Annotated in this window: 1 protein-coding gene; it reads right to left on the reverse strand. The window is 74.2% G+C overall.

Features of this window, described 5'->3' with window-relative positions:
- Window positions 1–4611: type I polyketide synthase (locus AC0B61_RS36910; protein ID WP_471746876.1), on the reverse strand; the 4611-nt coding region annotated here is incomplete at both ends.

Raw genomic sequence — 4611 nt, forward strand, 5'->3', positions numbered from 1 at the left:
GAGGGGTTGGGGGAGGTGGGGGTCGAGGGCGGCGCAGGCGGTGTCGAAGGCGTCGGCGTAGGCGGGGTGGGTGGTGTAGAGGTCGTGGCCCATGCCGGGTCGTTGGCTGCCTTGGCCGGAGAAGACCATGGTGAGGGTTCCGTCGCCGGCGCGGCCGGTGATGAGGGCGGGGTGGGTGCCGCCGCGGGCTAGTGCGGTGAGGGCTTGGCGGCGGGTCTGCGGATCGGGGCTGACGACCGCGGCTCGTTCCGCGAACAGGGCCCGGCTCGTCGCCAGTGCGTAGCCGGTGTCGACTGGTGACGTGTCGTCGGTGACGGAGTCCGCGAGCCGGGCCGCCGCGTCACGCAGCGCCTGCTCGTCCCGCGCCGAGATGATCCATGGCACGACGGGCAGAACGGTGCCCGCATGATCCTCCGGCTCCTCGACGACGGGCGGTTGCTCCAGGATCACGTGCGCGTTGGTACCGCTGACCCCGAAGGAGGAGACGCCCGCGCGGCGGGGGTGGTCGTGGTCGGGCCAGGGCTGCTGTTCGGTGAGCAGCGAGACGGCGCCGGTGCTCCAGTCGACGTGCGGGGTGGGTTCGTCGACGTGCAGGGTGCGGGGGAGTACGCCGTGTTGCATGGCGAGGATCATTTTGATGATGCCGGCGGCGCCGGCGGCGGCCTGGGTGTGGCCGATGTTGGACTTCACCGAGCCGAGCCACAGAGGCTGTTGGCGGTCCTGCCCATAGGTGGCGAGCAGTGCCTGGGCTTCGATGGGGTCGCCGAGCTTCGTTCCGGTGCCGTGGGCTTCGACGGCGTCGACGTCGGAGGGCTGGAGGCCGGCGTTGGCGAGGGCCTGGCGGATCACCCGCTGCTGCGAGGGCCCGTTGGGCGCGGTGAGGCCGTTGGACGCGCCGTCCTGGTTGACGGCGGAACCGCGCACCACCGCCAGGACCGGGTGGCCCAGGCGTTGGGCGTCGGAGAGCCGCTCCAGGACGAGCAGACCGACACCCTCGCCCCAGCCGGTCCCGTCCGCGGCCGCCGCGAACGGCTTGCACCGCCCGTCGACCGCGAGGCCCCGCTGCCGGCTGAACTCCACGAACGGGGCCGGAGTGGACATGACGGTGACACCGCCGGCCAGCGCCATCGTGCATTCGCCGTTGCGCAGGGCGTTGGCGGCCAGGTGGATGGCGACCAGGGAGGACGAGCAGGCGGTGTCGATCGTGACCGCCGGTCCTTCGAGACCGAAGGAGTAGGCGACCCGACCGGACGCCACGCTTCCCGCACTGCCGTTGATCACGTATCCCTCGACCTCGGCGGGTACGTCGGTCAGGCGTGCGCCGTAGTCGTGGTACATCACACCGGCGAACACCCCGGTCCGGCTGCCGCGCAACGACGTCGGATCGATCCCCGCGCGCTCGAACGCCTCCCACGAGGCCTCCAGCAGCAGCCGCTGCTGCGGATCCATCGCCAGCGCCTCGCGCGGGGAGATCCCGAAGAGGTCCGCGTCGAAGTCGGCGGCGTCCGGCAGGAACGCGCCCTCGGTGGAGACCACCGAACCCGGCCGGTCGCCCGTCGGGTCGTACAGGGCCTCCGGGGACCAACCGCGGTCGGACGGCATGGCCGTCACCGCGTCACCGGCGGTGGAGAGCAGCTCCCACAGCGCTTCCGGTGAACTGCTGCCGCCGGCGAAGCGGCAGCTCATCGACACGATGACCACCGGGTCGTCGGCCGGTGCGACGGCCGGGGCGACCGGCGACGGCTCCGGCGCCCGCCGCCCGAACAGCTCCTCGTCGAGGTGCTCGGCCAGCGCCGCCGGGTTCGGATGGTCGAACACGACCGTGGCGGGCAGCCGCAGACCGGTGGCGTGGTTGAGCTGGTTGCGCAGGTCGACGGCGGCGAGGGAGTCGAAGCCGAGGTCCCGGAACGCCCGGTCGGACGGTACCCGGTCGGTCGAGCCGAGTCCGAGGACCGCGGCCGTCCTGGTGCGCACCAGGTCGAGCAGGAAGCCGGCCCGACGATCGGCGGGAACGTCCGCCAACGGCCTGGAGTCGTCCCCGGGCAGCAGCGCCGCCGTGCGGCGCACCGGCACCCGGATCAGATCACGCAGCAGGGGCGGAACCGGCCCTCCCTGCGCGGCCAGGGCCGCGGCGTCCACCCGCACCGGGACGACGGCCGCCGGGCAGCCGTCGCGCCAGGCGAGGTCGAACGACGATAGCGCGGACTCGGTCGTCATCGCGGCGACGCCGAGCGCCGACAGCCTGCGGACGTCCGTGTCCGTCAACGTGCCGGTCAGGGCGCTGCGTTCGGCCCACAGGCCCCAGGCCAGGGAGACCGCGGGCAGACCCTGCTCCCGCCGGTGGTGGGCGAGCGCGTCGAGGAAGGCGTTCGCGGCGGAGTAGGCGGCCTGTCCGGCCGAACCGAGCACGCCGGCGGCCGAGGAGAACAGGACGAACCGGCGGACGTCGTGCTGACGCGTCAACTCGTGCAGGTGTACAGCCGCATCCACCTTCGGACGCAGTACGTGGGCGACCTGGTCCGGGGTGAGGGACGTGAGCACGCCGTCGGCGAGCACCCCGGCGGCGTGGATCACCGCGGTCACCGGGTGGCTCGTCCGCGCCTCGTCGAACAGCTTGGCCAGTGCGGCGCGGTCGGTGGCGTCGCAGGCGACGACCTCCGCGTGTGCACCGGCGGCCCGGAGCTCGGCGAGCAGGTCCGCCGCGCCCTCCGCGTCCGGCCCCGTCCGGCCGAGGAGCAGCAGGCGCCGCACACCGTGGGTGGCGACCAGATGCCGGGCCACCCGGCGGCCGAGCGTCCCCGTACCACCGGTGATCAGCACGGTGCCGTCAGCGCCGTCGGGCGTCGCGGCGGGCTCGGTGTCGTCGGTGCTTTCGGGCGTCGCGGCGGCCTCGGTGGCGGCCGTGCGGACCAACGTGGGGAGCAGCGCATTGCCGGCGCGGACCGCGAACTGCGGCTCCCCGCTCGCGACGGCGGTCGGCAGTGCCTGCTCGGAGCGCCCGGTGCCGTCCGTGTCGGCGAGCACGAACCGGCCGGGATGTTCGGTCTGCGCGGACCGGACCATGCCCCACACCGTGGCGAGCCCGGCGTCGACGAGGTCCCCCGGCATTGCCGGCACGGCCCGGGCCGTGACGAACACCAGCCGGGACTCCTCGAACGCGGGCTCGGCGAGCCACGTCCGGAGCAGCTGCAGCGTCCGCACCGCCGCGGCGTGCGCGGCTTCCGCCGAGGGCTCGTCCGGCCCCGCGTGCTCCCGGTCCAGTCGTGCGAAGACCAGCGAGGGGGCCTCAGTGCCGCCCTCGGCGGCCAGGCGGGTGAGCTCGGCCGCGTCGAGGACGTCGACGGGCGTGACGATGTCAGCGGGCAGCACGGAGGCCGTGGTGAACTCGTTCCACTCCACGCGCAGCGGGCCGCCGTCGCCGGCGCCGAGCCGGGCGATCTCGGCGAGATCCGCCTGCCGCAGCATGAGTGCCCCGGCTTCCGCGATCAGCACCCCGGCGGGGTCGAGGAGCGACAGCCGGGCTTCGGTCGGGCTCACGGCGTGCAGGCGTACGCGTGCCGCGGTGGCACCCGAGGAGTGCACGGTGAAGTTCCGCCACTCCCAGGGCAGTACGGTCGGCGCGGCCGCGCCGGCGGCAGCGGCGAACAGCACGGTCTGCGCCGCCGCGTCGAGCAGCGCCGGGTGGAGCGTGAACCGCCGTGCGGCCGCGCGCTGTTCCTCGGGCAGCGCGATCTCGGCGAACACCTCGCCGGCGCGGTGCCACAGTGCGCGCAGCCCCTGAAAGGCGGGGCCGTAGGCATAGCCCCGCCGGGCCAGGTCCCGGTACCCCGGCTCCACCGGCACGGGGGTGGCGTCCGTCGGCGGCCACGCCACGGCGGCCGGGGCGGCCGTCGCGGTCGACCGCGACAGGGTGCCGCTCGCGTGCAGCGTCCACGCGTCGCCCTGGAGCGCGTCCTCCGGGCGTGCGTACACGGCGAGCGCATGGCGTCCGTCCCGGGGCGGGGAGACCTGGACCCGCACTTGGACGCCGCCGTGCTCGGGCACGACCAGCGGCGTCGTGAGGGTCAGCTCCTCGACGAGGTCGCAGCCGACCTCGTCACCGGCCCGCACCGCCATCTCCAGCAGTGCGGTTCCCGGCAGCAGCACCACGCCGGCGATGGAGTGGTCGGCCAGCCAGGGCTGCCGGTCGAGCGCGATCCGCCCGGTGAACAGCGTCTCCTGGCCGTCGGGGTGGTCGATCCGCGCCGACAGCAGGGGATGGTCGAGCGCGGTCTGCCCGGCGGCCGCGAGGTCCGCGGTGCCGGTGCCCTGGTCTTCCATCCAGTACCGGGTGCGCTGGAAGGGGTAGGTGGGCAGCGGCACCCGCTGTGCGCCGGGGTACTGGGCGCTCCAGTCGACGGGCAGGCCGCGCACCCAGGCCTGCGCGGCGGACGTGAGCAGCCGGGAGAGTGTGCCGTCGTTGCGGCGCAGGGTGCCGATCACCGTGATGGCGTCGGAGGTCTCCGCCAGGGGAGCCGTGAGGACGGGGTGGGGGCTGGGTTCGATGAAGGTGGTGTGGTGGTTGGTGATGAGGGTTTGGGTGGTGGGGTGGAAGAGGACGGGGTTGCGGAG

The sequence above is a fragment of the Kitasatospora sp. NPDC023385 genome, from assembly GCF_055664045.1.